This is a genomic window from Micromonospora sp. NPDC005257 (genome assembly GCF_042872445.1).
GTDB lineage: Bacteria > Actinomycetota > Actinomycetes > Mycobacteriales > Micromonosporaceae > Micromonospora.
Window position 1 is genome coordinate 48,807 of record NZ_JBIAKL010000006.1, and the last position, 17,392, is coordinate 66,198.

At 71.8% G+C, this 17,392-nt stretch carries 18 protein-coding genes; 9 read left to right on the forward strand and 9 right to left on the reverse strand.

Annotation, left to right across the window (positions count from 1 at the left end):
* The first annotated feature begins 131 nt into the window (after positions 1-131).
* Both coxB and ACFYO8_RS14580 read left to right on the forward strand, forming a co-directional pair.
* On the forward strand, positions 132-1,103 hold the full coding sequence (coxB, locus tag ACFYO8_RS14575; protein ID WP_354869929.1) for a cytochrome c oxidase subunit II: 972 nt from the start codon (positions 132-134) through the stop codon (positions 1,101-1,103).
* 10 nt (positions 1,104-1,113) lie between these two features.
* Positions 1,114-1,542: a cytochrome c oxidase subunit 4 gene (locus ACFYO8_RS14580; RefSeq protein ID WP_354869932.1), complete on the forward strand. Its 429-nt coding sequence runs from the start codon at positions 1,114-1,116 to the stop codon at positions 1,540-1,542.
* A gap of 126 nt (positions 1,543-1,668) precedes the next feature.
* Here ACFYO8_RS14580 and ACFYO8_RS14585 read toward each other — a convergent pair whose 3' ends face one another.
* The 4 genes from ACFYO8_RS14585 to ACFYO8_RS14600 all read right to left on the reverse strand — a co-directional run bounded on the left by ACFYO8_RS14585 (position 1,669) and on the right by ACFYO8_RS14600 (position 4,641).
* Positions 1,669-1,878: a hypothetical protein gene (locus ACFYO8_RS14585; RefSeq protein ID WP_354869935.1), complete on the reverse strand. Its 210-nt coding sequence runs from the start codon at positions 1,876-1,878 to the stop codon at positions 1,669-1,671.
* A gap of 179 nt (positions 1,879-2,057) precedes the next feature.
* The gene (trpD, locus tag ACFYO8_RS14590; RefSeq protein ID WP_354869938.1) at positions 2,058-3,104 is read right to left on the reverse strand and encodes an anthranilate phosphoribosyltransferase; all 1,047 of its coding nucleotides are present in this window, start codon (positions 3,102-3,104) and stop codon (positions 2,058-2,060) included.
* A gap of 80 nt (positions 3,105-3,184) precedes the next feature.
* Positions 3,185-3,583, reverse strand: coding sequence for a hypothetical protein (locus tag ACFYO8_RS14595; RefSeq protein ID WP_091421042.1), 399 nt, complete (start codon positions 3,581-3,583; stop codon positions 3,185-3,187).
* A 104-nt stretch (positions 3,584-3,687) separates the two neighbouring features.
* Entirely contained in the window at positions 3,688-4,641 is a 954-nt protein-coding gene (locus ACFYO8_RS14600; RefSeq protein WP_387188776.1) for a cytochrome c oxidase assembly protein, read from the reverse strand.
* 108 nt (positions 4,642-4,749) lie between these two features.
* Here ACFYO8_RS14600 and ACFYO8_RS14605 point away from each other — a divergent pair, with 108 nt between their 5' ends.
* The 5 genes from ACFYO8_RS14605 to ACFYO8_RS14625 all read left to right on the forward strand — a co-directional run bounded on the left by ACFYO8_RS14605 (position 4,750) and on the right by ACFYO8_RS14625 (position 9,918).
* Positions 4,750-5,349 carry a heme-copper oxidase subunit III gene (locus ACFYO8_RS14605; protein WP_354869940.1) on the forward strand — a complete coding sequence of 200 codons (600 nt, stop codon included), beginning with the start codon at positions 4,750-4,752 and terminating at the stop codon, positions 5,347-5,349.
* Positions 5,350-5,421: 72 nt separating this feature from the next.
* The gene (locus ACFYO8_RS14610) at positions 5,422-6,255 is read left to right on the forward strand and encodes a cytochrome c (protein WP_354869943.1); all 834 of its coding nucleotides are present in this window, start codon (positions 5,422-5,424) and stop codon (positions 6,253-6,255) included.
* Positions 6,256-6,322: 67 nt separating this feature from the next.
* Positions 6,323-7,411 (forward strand): Rieske 2Fe-2S domain-containing protein, encoded by a 1,089-nt coding sequence (locus ACFYO8_RS14615; RefSeq protein ID WP_354869945.1) that lies wholly within the window; start codon positions 6,323-6,325, stop codon positions 7,409-7,411.
* The gene (locus ACFYO8_RS14620; protein WP_354869947.1) at positions 7,408-9,039 is read left to right on the forward strand and encodes a cytochrome b N-terminal domain-containing protein; all 1,632 of its coding nucleotides are present in this window, start codon (positions 7,408-7,410) and stop codon (positions 9,037-9,039) included. The genes ACFYO8_RS14615 and ACFYO8_RS14620 overlap by 4 nt, the downstream gene beginning before the upstream one ends.
* 210 nt (positions 9,040-9,249) lie before the next feature.
* Complete coding sequence (locus ACFYO8_RS14625) at positions 9,250-9,918, forward strand: DUF4142 domain-containing protein (protein WP_354869949.1); 669 nt, start codon at positions 9,250-9,252, stop codon at positions 9,916-9,918.
* Positions 9,919-9,979: 61 nt separating this feature from the next.
* Here the strand turns inward: ACFYO8_RS14625 and ACFYO8_RS14630 are convergent, their stop codons facing one another.
* The 5 genes from ACFYO8_RS14630 to ACFYO8_RS14650 all read right to left on the reverse strand — a co-directional run bounded on the left by ACFYO8_RS14630 (position 9,980) and on the right by ACFYO8_RS14650 (position 15,439).
* Entirely contained in the window at positions 9,980-10,267 is a 288-nt protein-coding gene (locus tag ACFYO8_RS14630; RefSeq protein WP_354869952.1) for an Lrp/AsnC ligand binding domain-containing protein, read from the reverse strand.
* Between the two features lie 52 nt (positions 10,268-10,319).
* Positions 10,320-11,204 carry a sugar phosphate nucleotidyltransferase gene (locus ACFYO8_RS14635; protein ID WP_354869955.1) on the reverse strand — a complete coding sequence of 295 codons (885 nt, stop codon included), beginning with the start codon at positions 11,202-11,204 and terminating at the stop codon, positions 10,320-10,322.
* Positions 11,201-11,728 carry an NUDIX domain-containing protein gene (locus ACFYO8_RS14640; RefSeq protein WP_354869958.1) on the reverse strand — a complete coding sequence of 176 codons (528 nt, stop codon included), beginning with the start codon at positions 11,726-11,728 and terminating at the stop codon, positions 11,201-11,203. The genes ACFYO8_RS14635 and ACFYO8_RS14640 overlap by 4 nt, the downstream gene beginning before the upstream one ends.
* Positions 11,729-11,767: 39 nt before the next feature.
* Complete coding sequence (locus tag ACFYO8_RS14645; protein ID WP_355097119.1) at positions 11,768-13,555, reverse strand: HD domain-containing protein; 1,788 nt, start codon at positions 13,553-13,555, stop codon at positions 11,768-11,770.
* 129 nt (positions 13,556-13,684) lie between these two features.
* Entirely contained in the window at positions 13,685-15,439 is a 1,755-nt protein-coding gene (locus ACFYO8_RS14650) for a DEDD exonuclease domain-containing protein (RefSeq protein WP_357708976.1), read from the reverse strand.
* A gap of 126 nt (positions 15,440-15,565) precedes the next feature.
* Here ACFYO8_RS14650 and ACFYO8_RS14655 point away from each other — a divergent pair, with 126 nt between their 5' ends.
* Together ACFYO8_RS14655 and ACFYO8_RS14660 are read left to right on the forward strand one after the other, a co-directional pair.
* Entirely contained in the window at positions 15,566-16,963 is a 1,398-nt protein-coding gene (locus tag ACFYO8_RS14655) for an NYN domain-containing protein (RefSeq protein WP_357708979.1), read from the forward strand.
* A gap of 130 nt (positions 16,964-17,093) precedes the next feature.
* Complete coding sequence (locus ACFYO8_RS14660) at positions 17,094-17,333, forward strand: hypothetical protein (RefSeq protein ID WP_354869968.1); 240 nt, start codon at positions 17,094-17,096, stop codon at positions 17,331-17,333.
* Positions 17,334-17,392 lie beyond the last annotated feature (59 nt).

Here is a 17,392-nt window from a genome sequence, read left to right on the forward strand (position 1 = left end):
CCGAAGGGGGTGGACAGCGACCCCAAGACGGCCTGGCCGGTCATGGTCGAGTAATCTGCGACCGTCGGTGACGCCTTTGCCGTCGGTGTCAGGAGAACAACCGCCGCGGCGCGCTAGGGAGGCAGGACCAGGTGGTCGCAAGGAGTTCGGAGGTACGGCGCTCGGCCGTACGGGACAGCGCTTCCCCGGGGGCCGGTGTGCGCCGGCGGCGTGGTGCTGGTCGAATCGCCGGGCTCGGTCTCGGCGCGGCGGCGCTGCTGGTCTCGCTCACCGGCTGCGACGTCGGCAAGGCGTTCGGCGGGTTCGGCTGGCCGCAGGGCGGCATCACGCCCGAGTCGCACCGCATGTACGACCTGTGGATCGCGTCCTGCATCGCGGCGCTCGCCGTCGGCGTGTTCGTGTGGGGCCTGATCTTCTGGTGCGTGGTCCGCTACCGCAAGCGCGGCAACGAGCTGCCGGTGCAGACCCGCTACAACCTGCCGATGGAGTTCCTCTACACCATCGCGCCGATCCTCGTGGTCTCCGTGCTCTTCTACTACACGGCGGTCGTGCAGACCGACGTGAACAAGCAGTCGAGGAACCCGGACGTCACCGTCGAGGTCGTCGCGTTCAAGTGGAACTGGCAGTTCAACTACCGCGACGGCCAGGGCCCGGAGGCCAACACCGTCGCCTCGGTGCTCGGCACCAGCGAGGTCATCCCGATTCTGGTGCTGCCCAGCGGGCGCTCGATCCGCTTCGAGGAGACCAGCCGCGACGTCATCCACTCGTTCTGGGTGCCGGAGCTGCTGTTCAAGCGGGACGTCATGCCGGGCAACGTGCGCAACACGTTCGAGGTCTCCAGCATCGACCAGGAGGGCGCGTTCGTCGGCCGCTGCGCCGAGCTGTGCGGCAGCTACCACGCCTTCATGAACTTCGAGCTGCGAGTCGTCTCGCCGGAGAAGTACGACCAGTTCCTGGCGGCCAAGAAGGCCGGCAAGTCGACCCAGGAGGCGCTCGGCGAGATCGGTGAGGAAGAGTACGCCACCGAGACGAAGCCGTTCGACACCCGGCGCGACGTGAACAACTTCAACCCGTCCGACGCGTCGGCCGGCGCGGGAAGCTGAGGGGTTCGGCATGAAGACCGAGTGGAAGATCTTCCTCACCATCGCCACGTTCCTCCTCGGCGCGACGATCCTCTACGGCGCCTGGACGTACGGCGACAGCGGCGGCCACATCGAGTGGATCGGCACCGTGGCGCTGCTGCTGTCCTTCCTGCTCTGCGCGATGTGCGGCGGCTTCTTCTGGTTCGTCTCCCGCCGTATCGACCTGCGCCCCGAGGACCGGCCGGACGGCGAGATCGCTGACGGCGCCGGCGAGGTCGGCTTCTTCAGCCCCGGTAGCTACTGGCCGTTCGGCCTGGCGCTGGCCGCCGCGATCGCCGGCCTGGGCCTGGTGTTCTGGCAGTTCTGGCTGCTGGGACTGGGCCTGGTGGCGGTCGTCTTCGCCGCCTGCGGGCTGCTCTTCGAGTACTACTCCGGCACCCGCCGCACCGCCGAGCACTGACCCGACACACGCCGAAGGCCCGCGCCCCCGTCCCCGGGGTCGCGGGCCTTCGGCGTTCCCTCCTCGCACCAGGGTCCGGACCGGAGCCGGGCCGGAGGGGAGGGGAGGGGAGGGGAGGGGTGCGGTTCAGGCGGCCCGGGGGTGGGACGGCCGGCGCGGGGTGCGGCGGCTGGACAGGCGCGTCGGGCGGAAGGTGAACGTGGCGATCACCACTGCCGCGCCGCAGCCGGTGCAGATCAGCTCGGGGCAGTCGGCGCCGTGCCCGTCGCCGCACGGCGGCGCCTCGAACAGCACGACGTCCGCACAGGTGTCGCAGTGCAGCTCGCGGTTCGACACGGGTGTCTCCTCTCGCTCCGGGCGCCGGCCGAAAGGCCGCAAACGGAAAGGCCGCAAACGGAAAGGCCGCAAACGGAAAGGCCGCAAACGGAAAGGTCGAAAAAGGAAAGGTCGAAAAAGGAAAATAACTCCCGTGTAGTTTGGCACGCGGGTACGACAAGACCCGCGTCAGGCCGCCGTCAGGCGGCGCGCGCCACCTCGAGCCAGCGCTCAAGCGCGGCGGCGGCGGCGCCCGAGTCGACCGCCTCGGCGGCGCGGCCCAGGTTGGCCCGCAGCGCCTCGTGCAGATCGCCGTCCAGCGGGCCCTGGGTGGCCAGCGCCACCGCCGCGTTGACCAGCACCGCGTCCCGTACCGGGCCGGTCTGGCCGGCGAGCAGGCGGCGTACCACGTCGGCGTTGTAGACCGCGTCCCCGCCGCGCAGGTCGGCCAGGGTGGCCCGGGGCACCCCGAGCTCCGCGGCGTCCAGCAGCGCCTCCGTGACGGTGCCCTGCTGGGCCACCCAGACCCGGGTGGGCGCGCCGGTGCTGAACTCGTCCAGGCCGTCCTCGCCGCGTACCACTATCGCGGAGTCGCCCCGGGCCGCGAAGACGGCGGCCATGACCGGGGCCATCCGCTTGTCGAAGCAGCCCACGGCGCCCGCGCGGGGCCGTGCCGGGTTGGTCAGCGGGCCGAGGAAGTTGAACGCGGTGGGTACGCCTATCTCGCGGCGGACCGGGCCGGTGTGGCGCATGCCGGGGTGGAAGCGGGCGGCGAAGCAGAAACCGATGCCGGCCTCGGTGACGCAGCGGGCCACCTGCTCGGGCTCCAGATCAAGGGGCACGCCGAGCTGCTCCAGCACGTCGGCGGTGCCGCAGGAGGAGGAGGCGGCCCGGTTGCCGTGCTTGACCACGCGCACCCCGGCCCCGGCGACCACGAGCGCCGCCATGGTGGAGATGTTCACCGTGTGGGCGAGGTCGCCGCCGGTGCCGACCACGTCCAGCGCAGTCGCGCGTACGTCCTCGGGCAGGTGCACCGGCACCGCGCGGGTCAGCATGGTCTCGACCAGGCCGCCCAGCTCGGCGGGCGTCTCGCCCTTGGTGCGCAGCGCCACGGCGAACCCGGCGATCTGCGCCGGGGTGGCCGAGCCGGCCATGATCTCGCCCATCGCCCACGCCGTGTCGGCGGTGGAGAGCTCCTCGCCGCGCAGCAGCGCGTTGAGCAGAAGCGGCCAGGTCCGTTCGCCCATGACGGGCCTCCCGAGCGGCGTGAGGAAAGCGGTTGGGGCACGCCACGGCCGCGTCGCCGTGGCGCGCGAAGGCCGGAGGGTCAGGCCGCGGCGTGGGTGCGGCGCAGCAGCTCCGCCACGGTGCTGCCGGCGACCACCGGGTCCAGCGGGTGGGTGAGCGTGGCGTCGACCTCGGCGTACGCGGCCAGCCAGCGGTCGGCGGCGCGCGCCAGCACCACGCAGGTCGGCGGCGCGTCGTCCCGGTCGTCCTTGATCTGGCGGGCGATGCCGATGCCGCCGCCGGGGCTCGCCTCGCCGTCGAGCAGCATCAGGTCGATCTCGTAGTCGTCGACCAGCCGGATGCACGCGTTGTACTCGTCGGCCTCGACGAACTCGATCTCGATTCCCGGCGCCGGCCGGGTGCCCACGGCGAGGCGCATCCGGTCGCGGACCTTCGGGTCGTCGCTGTAGAGCAGGACGGTGCAAAGACGATCGCTCATCGTGACGTGGCTCCCACCTCGTAGCTGCCCGCTGATCGTAGCCGTTGTCACATCCGGGCCGTCGGCCCGCCCGGCCGGGCTCGGGGCGTACCCCGGAACGGGTCTCAGGCGCTGGCCTCCGCGGCGCGCTGGCGGGCCTCCTGACGGTCCAGCTCGCGGTCGAGCCGGCGCGCCTCGCGCTCGGACTGCTTGACCCACTGGACGACGAGGACGGCGAGCATGGTGACGCTGACGAACTCGCCGCCGGCCCACAGGATGCCGCCGGCCACCACCTGGTCGTTCCAGGGGTCGGACCAGGACAGGTTGAGCGACGGGTACCAGTCGCCGCCGAACAGCGTGGTGCTCTGCATGATGGTCAGCCCGAGGACCGTGTGGAACGGCACCGAGAGCAGCATGAGCAACGCGCGTCCCGGATACGGCCAGCGGCCGGGCAGCGGGTCCAGGCCGAGCAGCGGCCAGAAGAAGACGCAGCCGGTGGCGATGAAGTGCGCGTGGACCAGCTCGTGCGCCCACTCGTGGCGCAGGGTGAACTCGTAGAGGTCGGTGAAGTACAGCGCGAACGGATTCACCACGAAGATGGCGAACGCCACAAGCGGGAAGCTGTAGATCCGGATCACCTTGCTGTGCACGATCGCGAGCAGCCGCTTGCGGGGCCGCACCGGCAGCGTGCGCAGCGCCAGCGTCATCGGGGCGCCGAGCGCCAGGAAGATCGGCGCGACCATGGACAGCACCATGTGCTGGACCATGTGCACCGAGAGCAGCGCGGTGTCGTACGCGCCGAGGCCGGTGAGCGTGACCAGCGCGATGCCGCCGAGGCCGGGGCCGAGGAACGAGACGGTACGGATGACCGGCCAGCGGTCGCCGCGCAGCCGCAGCCGGTGCACCCCGTAGAGGTAGAGGCCGGCGGCCAGGACGATGCCCAGCGTGAGCCAGCTGTCCAGCCGGGTCTCGGTGAACACCCGGGTCACGGTGAACGGCGGCGGGGCACCCTCGCCTCCCGCGGCCAGCGTCGCCGGAACAGCCGAGGTGACGGCGCGGATCTGATCGACGTGCAGCACGCTTTTCAGGGTAGGTCAGGCGAAGCGGACCACCACGATCGGGCCACGGAAGGGCCAGGTTTGGCACCCCGCTGATCCTCGGTCCCGGTCAGGGGCAATAATGACCGCGTGACTGCGGCCCCAGCCATTGACAAGAGCCGGATCCACTCCCTGACCCGACCCAACATGGTCAGCGTCGGGACGATCGTGTGGCTCTCCAGCGAACTCATGTTCTTCGCGGCGCTGTTCGCGATGTACTTCTCCATCCGCGCGGCGGCGCCGGAGCAGTGGGAGAAGCACACCGAGGTGCTGAACATCCCGTACGCGACCACGTTCACGGTGATCCTGGTGCTCTCCTCGATCACCTGTCAGATCGGCGTGTTCGCGGCCGAGCGCGGTGACGTCCACGCTCTGCGCCGGTGGTTCACGATCACCTTCGTGATGGGTCTGATCTTCGTGCTCGGTCAGTTGAACGAGTACCGGACCCTGGTGCACGAGGGCGTGAAGATCAACGAAGACGGTTACGGGTCGATGTTCTACCTCACCACCGGCTTCCACGGTCTGCACGTGACCGGCGGTCTCATCGCCTTCGTGATCTTCATGATCCGGACCACGATGGGCCGGTTCACCCCCGCGCAGGCGACCTCGGCGATCGTCGTGTCCTACTACTGGCACTTCGTGGACGTCGTGTGGATCGGGCTCTACGTCATGATCTACTGGCTCCAGTGATCTTGGCGCGTCACGAACCGCGCCGCTGCTCCGTCCCCTGAGACAAGGTCCAACCGGTTAAGGACACAGGTCATGACTTCTGACAACGACCGCCGACGCGGTCTGCTCGCGCGGCTGCGCGGGCGGCCCGTGGCGCGCAGCAGGGGCCGCCGCCGGCTGGGCGCCGCGGTCCGGCTGTTCGCCGCGCTGATGCTGGCCGGCGGTGCCTACACCGTCTTCGCCCCCGGCGTGCAGGCGCAGGACAACCCTCCGTTGACCGCCGCAGGCAACGAGGGCAAGGCGCTGTTCGACGTGAGCTGTGTGACCTGTCACGGTCGCAACGCCCAGGGCGTCGAGGGCCGCGGTCCGAGCCTGATCGGCGTCGGGGCGGCCTCGGTGGAGTTCCAGGTCAGCAGCGGTCGCATGCCGATGGCCCGGCAGGAGGCCCAGGCCATGCGCAAGCCGCCGCAGTTCACCGACGAGCAGGTGCGCCAGCTCGGGCAGTACGTCCAGGAGCTCGGCGGCGGCCCGGAGGTCCCCAACGGCGACCTGCGTGAGGGCGCCAACCTCTCCACCGGCGGTGAGCTGTTCCGGATCAACTGCTCCCAGTGCCACGCCTTCGGCGGTGGCGGCGGCGCGCTGTCCTCCGGCAAGTACGCCCCGAGTCTCGCCCCGGCCAGTGACCGGCAGATCTACGCCGCGATGCTGAGCGGCCCGCAGAACATGCCGGTGTTCGGCGACAACCAGATCACGCCCGAGGAGAAGGCGGACATCATCGCCTACATCCAGGAGACGCTGAAGCACGACGGCGACCCGGGCGGCTTCAACCTGGGCCGCTACGGCCCGTCGACCGAGGGTCTGGCGATCTTCCTGGTCGGCATCGTCGCGCTGGTCTTCGCGAGCCTGTGGATCGCAGGCAAGTCGTGACCGGACCGATCATTGCTTCCAGTGCCGTGGCGCCGGTCCCCGGCGTCACCCGTAGCGAGGTGACGGCATGAGCACCCACACCGAGCACCAGGCCCAGCAGGGCCCGGAGCCGCTCGACGTGAACGACCCGCGGCTCTCCCGGTTCGAGATCGTCCAGGAGGGCGCGCGGCGCGACGACATCGAGATCGTCCACTACGAGCCGCAGGTGGCCCCGGGCAGCAGGGCCGAGCGCCGGCTGACTCGTACGGTCGCCCTGATGTTCCTGCTGACCGGGGTCTTCGCGACCGCCTTCCTGGTGGTCTACATCTGGTGGCCGTGGCAGTGGGAGCCGGGTCGCGGCGGCGACAAGCTCTACACGCCGCTGCTCGGCGTGACGCTGGGCCTCGCGCTGCTGGGCATCGGCTTCGGCATCCTGACCTGGGGCAAGAAGCTGCTGCCCAAGGAGGTCTCGATCCAGGACCGGCACGACCAGGTCGACAACCCGGAGGGTCGCAAGATCACCGGTGAGACCATGCTCTACATGGCCGACGAACTCGGCGTGAAGCGTCGGCCGCTGCTGGGCATCTCCCTGCTCGCCGGCCTGGCCCCGGTGGGCGCGGTGGCCGCCGCCCCGCTGATCGGCGGCCTGATCGAGCAGCCGCACAAGAACAACCAGATGTTCACCACCGGCTTCCAGCCCGGCAAGGGTGGCGAGAAGATCCGGCTGATCCGCGAGGACGGCCGGCCGATCCGCCCCGCCGACGTCAGCGTCGGCGGCCAGCTCACCGTGTTCCCCGGAATCGACGGCGGCGTCAGCAACCTGCACGCCGACTCGCCCACCCTGCTCATCCACCTGCGGGAGGACGACGCACAGAAGTCGCGCGAGGCGAACGAGCGCAAGGGCCACGGCGACTACATGTGGGGCAACTTCGTCGCGTACTCCAAGATCTGTACGCACGCCGGCTGCCCGGCCAGCCTCTACGAGCAGCAGACCAACCGCCTGCTCTGCCCCTGCCACCAGTCCCAGTTCCTCATCACCGACAACGCCAAGCCGATCTTCGGCCCGGCTAACCGGCCGCTGCCACAGCTGCCGATCGAGGTGGACGAGGAGGGCTTCTTCGTGGCGAAGTCCGACTACACCGAGACCATCGGTCCCGACTTCTGGGAGCGGCCATGAAGCGCCGAAAGTTTGATGCGGCCGCGTTGCCGGCCAAGAGCGCGCGGGCGGTGGACGACCGCTTCCAGGTGGCCACGCCCCTGCGCAAGCTGCTGAACAAGGTCTTCCCCGACCACTGGTCCTTCCTGCTCGGCGAGATCGCGCTGTTCTCGTTCATCGTCCTGCTGCTCACCGGCGTCTTCCTGACGTTCTTCTTCGAGCCGGCGATGACCGAGGTCATCTACAACGGCAGCTACGCCCCGCTGCGGGGCACCCCGATGTCGGCCGCCTACGCCTCCAGTCTGGACATCTCGTTCGATGTCCGGGGTGGTCTGATCATGCGGCAGATGCACCACTGGTCGGCCCTGCTGTTCATGGCCGCGATCGTGGTGCACATGCTGCGGGTCTTCTTCACCGGCGCGTTCCGCAAGCCGCGTGAGACCAACTGGATCATCGGCTCGCTGCTGTTCTGGGTCGGCTTCCTGGCCGGCTTCACCGGCTACTCGCTGCCGGACGACGGCCTGTCCGGCACCGGTCTGCGGATCGCCTCCGCGATCATCCTGTCGATCCCGGTGATCGGTTCCTGGGTCAGCTCGTCGATCTTCGGCGGGGAGTTCCCCGGCACCATCATCATCAGCCGCTTCTTCATCGCCCACGTGCTGCTCGTCCCGGGCCTGCTGGTGGCGCTGATCAGCGTGCACCTCGGCCTGGTGTTCAAGCAGAAGCACACCCAGTGGCCCGGCCCCGGGCGGACCAACGACAACGTGGTCGGCGAGCGGATGTTCCCGCGCTACGCGCTCAAGCAGGGCGGCTTCTTCATGGTCGTCTTCGGCGTGATCGCGCTGCTGGGCGGTCTGTTCCAGATCAACCCGATCTGGCTGTTCGGCCCGTACGAGGCGTGGGTGGTCTCGGCGGCCAGCCAGCCCGACTGGTACGTCATGTTCCTCGACGGCTCGACCCGACTCATGCCGGGCTGGGAGATCCACATCCCGATCGGCAACGGGTACGTGATTCCACCGTTGTTCTGGCCGACGGTGGTGCTACCCGGAATCCTGGTCGGCCTGTCGACGATGTACCCGTTCCTGGAGGCGCGCCGCCTCAAGGACTACAAGCACCACAACCTGCTCCAGCGGCCCCGGGACGTTCCGGCCCGGACCGCCGTGGGCGCCATGGCGCTCGCCTTCTACATCGTGCTGACCCTCTCCGGCGCCAACGACGTCATCGCGGACAAGTTCCACATCAGCCTGAACGCGATGACCTGGGGCGGCCGGATCGGCCTGCTGATCATCCCGCCGATCGCGTACTACATCACGTACCGGATCTGCCTGGGCCTGCAGCAGCACGACCGGGAGGTGCTGGCCCACGGCGTGGAGACCGGCATCATCAAGCGGCTGCCCGACGGCCGGTTCGTCGAGGTCCACCAGCCGCTCACCTCGGCCGAGGGCCACGACGGTCACCCGCCGGCGCTCGACTACGTCGGCTGGGTGGTGCCCAAGAAGATGAACCGGCTCGGAGCCCTCGGCCCGGCGATCCGGGGCTTCTTCTACCCGATCGAGAAGCCGGCCGAGGCGCCGGTCTCGCCGGGACACCCGCCGGTCGAGGCCGCGCCGGAGCGGGAGGAGATCGGCAGCGGCGAGAGCCGTCGCTGACCCTCCCCGGTACGACTGACAGTGGCGCCCGCCGGATCATCCGGCGGGCGCCACAGCCGTTTCCGCCCCTGCCGTCCGGTTGCCTCCCGCGCACGCCGGGCGACCGGTGCACCGACGGCCGTCGCCCCCGACACGGACGGGTGGAATCGCAGGAATAACCCCGGTCAGCCGGGTATCCGTGCGGTCCGACGTCTCATGGGGGAGGAACGAATGTGGGGAATCAAACGCCTGGGCCTGCTGGCCGCGCTGGTGGTCGTGGGGCTGGCGCCCGCCGCCGCGGCGCAGGCCGCAGCGCAGCCGTCGACGCAGGACACGCAGTACCTGCAGGCGGTGCACCAGGTCAACCTGTTCGAGATCACCGCCGGTAACCTGGCCCAGCAGAAGGGCCAGAACCAGCAGGTCAAGGACCTGGGCAAGATGTTCGTCACGGACCACACCCAGCTGGACCAGACGGTGCAGTCGACCGCGCAGCAGCTCAACGTGCAGTTGCCGGCCGACCCGAGCGCCGACCAGCAGAAGGTCCTGGACAAGCTGAACAATCTCAACGGCGCCGAGTTCGACAAGGCGTGGGTGACCGCGCAGCTCGCCGGTCACGTCCAGGCGATCCAGGCCACCCAGACCGAGATCTCGCAGGGCTCGGAGCAGTCGGTGGTGCAGATCGCGCAGGACGCGCTGCCGGTCCTCCAGGCGCACTACGACGCGCTTGTGGCCCTGGCGCAGACCCTGGGCGTCCCGGTGCCGCAGACCAGCGCCAGCGGTACGCCCAGCCCGGGCGGCACCACGTCCCCGGGGGGCACCGAGTCGCCGGCTCCGGGCGGCACCCAGACCGAGGAGCCCGCTCCGGGCACCACGGAGACCCCGGTGCCCAGCCAGAGCTGACGTATCGCACGGTCGACGGTGGCCGGTCCGCCCGGGAGGGCAGGCCGGTCACCGGCTCGTGTCAGTCGGCGTTCGCCAGCCCGATCGCGAACGCCGACTCCAGGTCGTGCTGCGAGTAGGCGCGGAACGCGATGTGCGACTCGGTGTTCAGCACGCCCGGCACTTTCGAGATGCTGCCGGCGATGACCTGCGCGATCTGCTCGAACTCCCGGACCCGGACCATGGCGATCAGGTCGACGTGTCCGGCCACCGAGTAGACCTCGCTGACGCCGGGCAGGTCGGCCAGGGCCTCGGCCACCTCGGGGATGGAGTCGGTGGCGCAGTCGATCAGCACGATCGCGGTGATCACGGGACGTTTCTCCGTTCGTCGGCGACGAGGCCAATGCTAGAGCCAGTGGCCCTCACCGCGCCGCCGGGACGGTCAGGTCGTCGCCGGCCCGGATCACCTCGCGCAGGCGTTCCCCGGCCGCGACGCTCGCGCCCGGCCACACCACCGACCGGTCGACGTCGCCGTGCACCAGCGCCCCGGCGCCGACCACCGAGCCGTCGACCCGGCCGGTCACCGTCGCGGTCGGGTCCACCAGCCCGTGCGGGCCGGCCGCGTGCAGGTTGGCGGCCAGGTAGTCGGCCGGGGTGCCGGTGTCGTAGAACGTGCCCCGGTAGGGCACCACGGTCAGCTCACCGGCCGCCTCCGCGGGCCGCCACACCGCCCGGACCAGGTCGCCGAACGTGGCCGGCAGGTCGCGGACCAGCCGCCAGGGCAGCAGCGAGAAACCCACGAAGTCGTGGCCGTCGAAGGTCCCGAGGGCGTCCGGGTCGTCGGCGGGCCGGCCGAGCAGGCGTACGCCGTGCCCGTCCCAGCCGTCCAGCAGCGCGGCGATGTCCTTGCCGGGTGGCGCCTGCGGATCGGCCAGGTACGCGTCGGCGTTGCCGACCAGCACCCCCCGGCCGTCGATCCAGTCCCGCAGCCGGCCCACGCCCCCGGCGGTGCCCAGCGGAGCGCCCGGCTCGACGGACAGGTGCGCCCGTTCGCCCACCCGCGCGACCACCTGGTCACCCAGGTAGCAGGCGTTCACCGCCACCCGGCGTGGGCCGGTCAGGCCGAGCCCGGCCAGCCGGGCCAGCGCCCGGTCCAGCAGCGGGACGTTGCCGACCGGGCAGAGCGCCTTCGGCACCCGCTCGGTGAGCGGACGCAGCCGGGTGCCCTCGCCCGCGGCCAGCACCACAGCGCACACCTCGACGCCCGGCGCGGCCGCGGCGCCCGCGTACGCGACCGGGGTGCTCATGCGGCCGGCGGGTGCTCGCCCGCCCGCGGGCCGATGCCGTAGTACCCGAGCAGGTTGGCGGTGGCGCGGCTGAGCCGGGGCAGGTCGTCGAGCGGATGGAAGGCGGCCTCGAAGACCTCGGCGCCGTCCACCTTCAGCTCGGTGCGGGAGGCCGGCACCTCCGCCTCGAAGACCACGTCGACCCAGCCCTTGGCGTGCACCACCGCGTTCGGCACCGCCGGGCGCAGCGCGTCGGGCGACAGGCGGACGCCGGACTCCTCGTACAGTTCGCGGGCGGCGCCGACCACCGGGGCCTCGCCGCGTTGCAGCAGCCCGGCCGGCAGCGTCCAGCTGTACCCGGGCGGCTGGCGCAGCAGCAGGAGACGGCCCGCGCCGGTGGCCTCGGCGTCCCGCAGCAGGGTGACCGCGCCGACGATGTACTTCGGTACGGCCAGCCGGACCAGCCGCCGCCGCAGCGGGACCGGAAGCCGGTAGAAGAGCTTGTAGCCGAGGGCCCGTCCGGTGGCACGCGCGCGGGGGATCATGCCGTTCAGGCTAGTGGTCCCCGGGCGGGCCGGCTCCGCCTACTGCCGGTGGTCGACCAGATCGATCAGCTGCTGGACCACCGTGTCCGGCTCGACGGTGCGGTCGAAGACCGCCACCAGCAGCGTCTCCAGGTCGGGGTAGCCCAGTTCCTCGGACAACCGCAGCAGCGGAAGGTCGTTGGCCAGGCCCCGGTTGTGCTTGCGCAACGCCAGGCCGATGGAGGCCCGGCCGAGCCGGACCTTGTCGGCGATCGAGATGCCCGGCTCGGTGTGCTCGGCGAACCAGCGGTTGATCTGCATCTGGGCGTGCGGGGACTTCACGAAGCCCAGCCACTCCCGGCGTGGGCCGCGCGGGGCCGCGTCCGCCTCGAACCCGCTCTCCGCGTCGTTCTCGGTGAAGATCTCCACCACGTCGCCCTCCTCCAGTTCGGAGGCGAGCGGCGCGAGCCGGCCGTTGATCCGGGCCGCCAGGCAGCGGTCCCCGCGCTCCGTGCCCAGCTCGTACGCGAGGTCGACAGGGGTCGCGCCGGCCGGCAGCACCACCTGCCGCCCGTCGGCGACCACCTGGATCTGCGCCTCGGACAGGTCGCAGCGCAGCGACTCCATGAACTGCGTGGGGTCGACCGTCTCCTGTTCCCAGTCGAGCACCCGGCGCAGCCAGGCCAGCTCGTCCGCCCGGTCGACGGCCCGGCCCGCGGTGCGGGGGAAACGGTAGTGGGCGGCCACGCCGTACTCCGCCGAGCGGTGCATCTCGGTGGTGCGGATCAGCACCTCGACAGTGCGGTCCTGCGGCCCGCAGACGCTCGTGTGCAGCGACCGGTAGAGGTTGTTCTTCGGGGAGGCGATGAAGTCCTTGAAGCGGCCCGGCACCGGACGCCAGAGCCCGTGCACGGCGCCCAGCGCGGCGTAGCAGTCGGTCGCCGGACCGTCCACCACGATCGCGATGCGGGGCAGGTCGTACGGGGCGGTGTGGTCGCCGGCGACGGTGTCCTTCCAGATCGAGTAGAGGTGCCGGGGACGGGGGGAGACCTCGGCGTCGACCCGGTTGCGGCGCAGCGCCACCCGGGTGCGGGCCACCACGTCGGCGAGGTAGGCGTCCCAGCCGGGCCGGTCGTGCACGAACCGGGCGATCCGCGCGTGCTCCTCGGGTCGCAGGTGCAGCAGCACCACGTCGTCGAGCTCGCGTTTGAGCGTCTGGATGCCCAGCCGGTCACAGAGCGGGACCAGCACCTCCTGGGTCTTGCGGGCGATCCGCTCCCGGGATGCGGCCGAGCGGACGCCGAGCGTACGCATGTTGTGCAGCCGGTCGGCCAGCTTGATCACCAGCACCCGGACGTCCTTGCCGGCCGAAACGATCATCTTGCGGACGGTCTCCGCCTCCGCGGCCTTGCCGTAGAACGCCTTGTCGAACTTGGTCACGCCGTCGACCAGGTGGGCGACCTCGCGACCGAAGTCCTCCTGGAGCGCCTGGAGCGTGTAGCGGGTGTCCTCCACCGTGTCGTGCAGCAGGGCGGCGACCAGCGTGATGGTGTCCATGCCGAGGCCGGCGCAGATCTGCGCCACCGCCAGCGGGTGGGTGATGTACGGCTCGCCGCTCTTGCGGAACTGACCGCGGTGCATGTTCTCGGCGATCGTGTAGGCCCGGCGCAGCACCGAGGCGTCGGCGCTCGGGTGGATGCCGCGATGAGCCCGGACCAGTGTGGTGACCGGATCTCCGTCGGCAGTCGGCCAGGTGAGCAGGGAACGGAGGCGGCGGCCCAGCGGCAACTCGCCCTGGGTCGGGAGCGCGCCACCCAGGGCGGCGCCGTGTCCGGCGTCGACGTCCACCTGGGACACCTCCTCACCCCGGCCCTCGGCCACCGGAAGCCGGCGGCCGGGAGCAGAGCCCGCGAAACGGGCAGGTCTGCACTCCTTTAACAGACTAAGGGAGGCAAGGTAGTCCGATCGGTCAGTTGGTCATGAGCGTTCGGTCGAGAGTTTGGCGGATCCGCCACTCTCCGCCTTCGCCAGCAGGTCGCGGAAACGCCCCGCGCCGGCCACCGGCGAGGCCCATCCGGCGGTCGTCTCGACCAGCCGGGTCTCCGGTCGCTCCAACCAGGACAGGATCCGCTCGGTCTCCTCGGCGGTCGCGGCCGGCACCGGACCGTGCCCGGGCAGCACCGTCTCGGCGGTGGCCCGGATCGCGGCGATCGTGGGGCGCGGGTGGACACCGGGCGGGGACACCCCGGCCCCGGCGAGCCGGCCGTGCCGGACCAGCGCCAGCTCCCAGCCGCCCCGGGCGGCCGGGCGGGCGGCGGCCAGCTCGGCGATGCCGGTCAACGCGGCCAGCCGCTGCATCCGGACCGCCGCGCGCAGCACCGCCACCAGCCGGCCGCGTACCGCTGCTGCCTCCTCGTAGCGCTGGGCGGCCGACAGCACCTCGATGCGGGCGAGCAGCGCGTCCACCACCACACCCGGGTCGTCGCTGGTGGCGGTGCGGAACGGCGTCGCCGCGCGGTCGTCGTACTCCTCGGGGGTGATCCGGTGTTCGCAGGGCGCCGGGCAGCGGCCCAGCTCGGCCAGCGCGCAGGCCGGCATGGTGGTGCGCCGGGAGAGCCGGTGCGTGCACTGACGCAGCGGCACCGCGTCGTGGAAGCCGGCGGCGGCCAGCTCCGCGGCCTGCCGGGACCGGAACGGCCCCAGGTAGGCCGTGTCGGTGGGCGCGATGTCGCGCACGATCGACAACCGGGGGTACGCCTCGTCGGTGAGCTTCAGCCACACCTGGCGCTCCGGATACTTCGACCGGCGGTTGTACGGCGGCGCGTGCGACGCGATCAGCCGCAGCTCGCGGACCTCCGCCTCCAGCGAGTGGGCGCACTCGACCGCCTCCACCCGTTCGGCTGCGGCGAGCATCTCGGAGATCCGGGCCCGCTTCTCGGCGGCGGTGAAGTAGCTGCGGACCCGGGTGGCGATGTCGCCGGACGTGCCGACGTAGAGCGGCCGGTCGTCGGCGGCCCGGAAGATGTAGACGCCCGGCACCTTGGGCAGCCCGTCGGCGAGGTGCCGCTTGCGGCGCTGGGTCGGGGTGACCGCGCGGGCGAACTCGATCGCCTCGCCGACCGTGTCGACCCGGTGCCCGCCGAGGCGGCCGATCAGCCCGTGCAGCACGTCGACGGTGGCCTTGGCGTCGTCCAGCGCCCGGTGGTTGGGCTGGGTGGCGGTGCGGAAGTAGGCGGCGAGCGTGCCCAGCTTGCGGTTGGGCACCTCGTCGCGGGTGAGCACCCGCCGGGCCAGCGCGGCCGTGTCCAGCACCCGGGGGTTGGGCCAGCGGTAGCCGTGCTTCGCGCAGGCCGCCTTGAGGAAACCCACGTCGTACGGCGCGTTGTGGGCGACGAGCACGGCGTCGCTGATGAACTCCAGGAAACTCGGCAGCACCTGCTCGATCGGCGGAGCGGGCAGCAGCATGGCCTGGGTGATGCCGGTGAGCACGGTGATGAACGGCGGGATCGGCACGCCCGGGTTGACGAGCGTGGCGAGCACGCCCAGCTCCTCCCCGCCGCGGACCTTCACCGCGCCGATCTCGGTGATCCCGCCGCCGTCGGGCGCGCCCCCGGTGGTCTCCAGGTCGACCACCACGAAGGTGGTCGCGTAGAGCGGCAGCGCCGGGTCGACACCGCTGCCCGCCGGGTCCAGGCCGGCCAGCGGCTCCTGGACGTACTCCGCTCGTGTCACCCGCGGGACGCTAGCGGCACGGTCCGACACTCCTGTCACTGCCGTCCCAGGAGCTACCACGGGGTACGATGAGAGATCGGCTCACTCACCGGGCGGTGGGCCCGTTCGGGGTGGGAGACTTGCCTCATGCCCCTCACCGAGCCGAACGACGACCACTCCTCCGCGGAGGAGCCGGTGGTCGGCGTGCCCGCCGATGAGGGCACACCCCCGACGGTCGAGCCCGAGCCCGTGCTGCCCGAGCCGGTCCGGCAGCGGATCGTCACGCTCACCGCCGCCGTGCTGCCCGGCCTGCCCGCCGACGAGGTGCCGGTGCCGCTGCGGCGGGTCGCCAAGTTCGCTCCCAACCGCCGGGCCCGCCTCGGCGCGCCCGCGATCGCCACCCAGCTCACCGCCGACCCGCTGTTCCGGCAGCGGATCACCGCCCGGGTGCTCGCCGACGCCGGCGACCTCGGCGCGGCGGTGGTCGAGGGCACCGCGCCCGCCGCCGCCGATCCGGTCGAGGTGGCCGCCCTGGCCTACCTGGCCCGGCCCCGGGGCTGGCGGGAACTGATCGAGGCCAGCGGCGAGGCGGTACGCGCCGAGGCCGACAGCGCGGTCGTGGCCGAACTGGTCCGCGAGGCTGAGCAGCGCGCCGCCCGCGCCGAGCACGACCGGGCGGTGGCCCGGGTCGAGGCGGAGAAGCTGCGCGACGAACTGGCCCGGGTCCGGGAGGAGCTGGGTCAGCTCCGCGAGGAGGCCCGCCAGTTGACCCGTACCCTGCGGGAGACCCAGGCCCGCGAGCGCAAGGCCACCGAGACGCTCGCCACCGAGCGGGGGCGGGCGGCCCGCGCCGCCGCCGACGCGGACGCCGAGCTGCGCCGCGCCCGGGCCCGGCTGGCCGAGGCGGAGGCCGCCGCCGGGGTGGCCCGGGCCAGCGCCAAGGAGGCCCGCTCGGTCGACGACGCGCGCCTGTGGCTGCTGCTGGAGACCATCGGCCAGGCCGCCGTGGGGCTGCGCCGGGAGCTGGCGCTCGACCCGGTGGACAAGCTCCCGGCCGACTTCGTCGCCGACGCGTTCGCCGAGCAGCCGGGCACCGCGCCGGCCGGGCCGTCGACGCGGGCCCGCGACACCGACGACCCGGCCCGCCTCGACCAGTTGCTCGCGCTGCCGCGGGCGCACCTGGTGGTGGACGGCTACAACGTCACCAAGCGCGGCTTCGGCGAGATGTCGCTGGAGCAGCAGCGCAAGCGGCTGATCACCGGGCTGGGCGGGATCGCCGCGCAGACCGGGGACGAGGTCACTGTCGTCTTCGACGGGGCGGAGCGGATCCACGGTCTGCCCCCGGCGCCGCGCGGCGTGCGGGTGTTGTTCTCCCGCAAGGGCGAGACCGCCGACGAGCTGATCCGCCGCCTGGTGCGCGCCGAGCCGGCCGGGCGGCCGGTGGTGGTGGTCTCCTCCGACCGCGAGGTCGCCGACGGGGTACGCCGGCACGGCGCGTACCCGCTGGGCGCCGACTCGCTGCTGCGGCGCCTGGCCCGTTCCTGACCGGATGATCGTGTTCGCGGCGGCTGCTGCCTCGTTGTCCGGTTCTGTCATACCCGAGCGTTAGCGTCGTGGTGACCGACGGTGGTGGCTTCTTCCCCGACCGCCACCGGCGACCCGTCAGGAGGCGTTGATGCTGATCGACTGCGACACCTGCGCCAACCGTGGTGCCGGCTGCTCCGGCTGCCTGGTGACCGCCCTGCTCGACTCCGACCCGGCCGACCTGGGTCCGGCCGAGCACCGGGCGATCGAGGTGTTCGCCCGGGCCGGATTCGAGGTGGAGGTGCTGCCGTCCGCACCGGTCGCGGCGCCCGTGCCCGCCGCGCGACGGGCGCCGGCACCCCGCCGTCCCGGCCGTCGCCGGATCGCCTGACGCTGCCCGCTGCGAGCCTTGCGAGGTGGCACAACTCCAAGATCGGCGCGTTCGGCCGG

Coding starts and splice junctions, on each gene's coding strand:
- ACFYO8_RS14580 (WP_354869932.1), top strand. CDS start 1,114: ATGAAGACCGAGTGGAAGATCTTCCTCACCATCGCCACGTTCCTCCTC.
- trpD (WP_354869938.1), bottom strand. CDS start 3,104: ATGGGCGAACGGACCTGGCCGCTTCTGCTCAACGCGCTGCTGCGCGGC.
- ACFYO8_RS14595 (WP_091421042.1), bottom strand. CDS start 3,583: ATGAGCGATCGTCTTTGCACCGTCCTGCTCTACAGCGACGACCCGAAG.
- ACFYO8_RS14610 (WP_354869943.1), top strand. CDS start 5,422: ATGACTTCTGACAACGACCGCCGACGCGGTCTGCTCGCGCGGCTGCGC.
- ACFYO8_RS14615 (WP_354869945.1), top strand. CDS start 6,323: ATGAGCACCCACACCGAGCACCAGGCCCAGCAGGGCCCGGAGCCGCTC.
- ACFYO8_RS14620 (WP_354869947.1), top strand. CDS start 7,408: ATGAAGCGCCGAAAGTTTGATGCGGCCGCGTTGCCGGCCAAGAGCGCG.
- ACFYO8_RS14625 (WP_354869949.1), top strand. CDS start 9,250: ATGTGGGGAATCAAACGCCTGGGCCTGCTGGCCGCGCTGGTGGTCGTG.
- ACFYO8_RS14635 (WP_354869955.1), bottom strand. CDS start 11,204: ATGAGCACCCCGGTCGCGTACGCGGGCGCCGCGGCCGCGCCGGGCGTC.
- ACFYO8_RS14640 (WP_354869958.1), bottom strand. CDS start 11,728: ATGATCCCCCGCGCGCGTGCCACCGGACGGGCCCTCGGCTACAAGCTC.
- ACFYO8_RS14655 (WP_357708979.1), top strand. CDS start 15,566: ATGCCCCTCACCGAGCCGAACGACGACCACTCCTCCGCGGAGGAGCCG.
- ACFYO8_RS14660 (WP_354869968.1), top strand. CDS start 17,094: ATGCTGATCGACTGCGACACCTGCGCCAACCGTGGTGCCGGCTGCTCC.